Here is a 1,343-nt window from a genome sequence, read left to right as displayed (position 1 = left end):
TCGCTTTCTTGCTGGCCGGGGCTGCAATCTGACTTTGAAACTAACGTCATTAACGCTCTCGGGCGTTGTGCGGTATCTCTGAAAAGCGCTCCCGTTGCGGACCTAGGCAAAATTCAGGAGCAAGCGTATCTGGGACGATTGCCGCCCCGGCGATCCACGTAACCAACTAAGGATACAGCACAGAGTCTCGATTCGCAGGTGTCATAGGTTAAAGCCTAGCCGGTTCCAGGCGACTAGGATTGCCCCGGCGGGCTGAGGCGATCGCCCCGCTTCGTCTAGGGTGAAAGCCGCGCCAATCCGGGTCCCCCGGTTGATACAAGCGAGGTGCAGGTGCGGTCACTTCCGAGGTTCGCGTCATGCAAGACTACCGGGTGTTTGTTATAGGCCCCGACGGTCATGTAATTGATCGCTTCGAGTTTTGGTGTCGCGACGACGAAGAGGCCAAGGAAAAGGCTCATCAGTTTCTGGACGGCCACGACATAGAGCTGTGGCATCAAGGTCGAAAGATCGCGGAGTTCAAACGCGTGCCGTAAGCACTATGCACTATGTCTCATTAGGAGCCATCTACCTGGCTCTGAGTTTTGACTGTGGAGCAGGAACGCAAGTGGATGCTCCATATGAGACGTATCCGGTTCCGGCGGAAAGCCTCCTTAAAGGCCCAGCTTGATCTAGAAGCCCAACAGCTGCGCGACGAAGCCAAATCCTGCCCGCCAGGGCATAAACGGGATAGCCTCCTCAGGAAGGCCCGACAGAAGGAAATCACGTCTCACATAACGGAGTGGCTTATGTCGCCCGGATTGCGACCACCAAAGTAAGGCCGCCCCGAGAGACCGATTGCGTTCCCGCCTGCATACAATGGAGAGCGGCTATGCCGGATCACTCTCAGCTAACTCGCCTGCCCGAGACGCAACGTCTCATCAGAGAAATCGAACGGACCCGCGACCTCTGCCGCCTCTCGGAGCAACTGCTCAGAGCTTCATCGGCAGACACGTTCCTGAAGGATTATGCAAACGCACCTAGAGACCCTTCGCACGAACATCGCTCAACGCGAGCGCCTTCACCGAGAGTCGAAAAATAGGATCAAGCGCGACATCTTTTGGCGACTGACGACTCACTACAAGGCGCTTGCAGAAGAGTTGGAGCAGGCGATAGCAGAGGTGCAGTCGGAAAAAGTGTAAACGCCGCCTCAGTTTGACGGCGGCCGGTCTAGATGTGGCCAAGCCCGTGATGTCGCCTTCTGTGCCCAACTGCGAAGCGGCGCCACGTCTGCTTTAGCGCCGCTGTCGGGCCAAAGCGGACCTTGAGCATGCCCTGCTCAATAGGCTCGATTTTATGGGTACACG

At 56.8% G+C, this 1,343-nt stretch carries 1 protein-coding gene; it reads left to right on the top strand.

All coding sequences use genetic code 11. The annotated features are described in order from the left end of the window. Positions 1 to 356: 356 nt before the first annotated feature. Entirely contained in the window at positions 357 to 533 is a 177-nt protein-coding gene (locus F758_RS50645; RefSeq protein ID WP_157450581.1) for a hypothetical protein, read from the top strand. The last annotated feature ends 810 nt before the right edge of the window (positions 534 to 1,343 follow it).

This window comes from Bradyrhizobium sp. ARR65, from assembly GCF_000472385.1.
GTDB lineage: Bacteria > Pseudomonadota > Alphaproteobacteria > Rhizobiales > Xanthobacteraceae > Bradyrhizobium.
The sequence above is the reverse complement of the archived record's forward strand: the minus strand, read 5'-3'. Positions and strand labels throughout refer to the sequence as shown.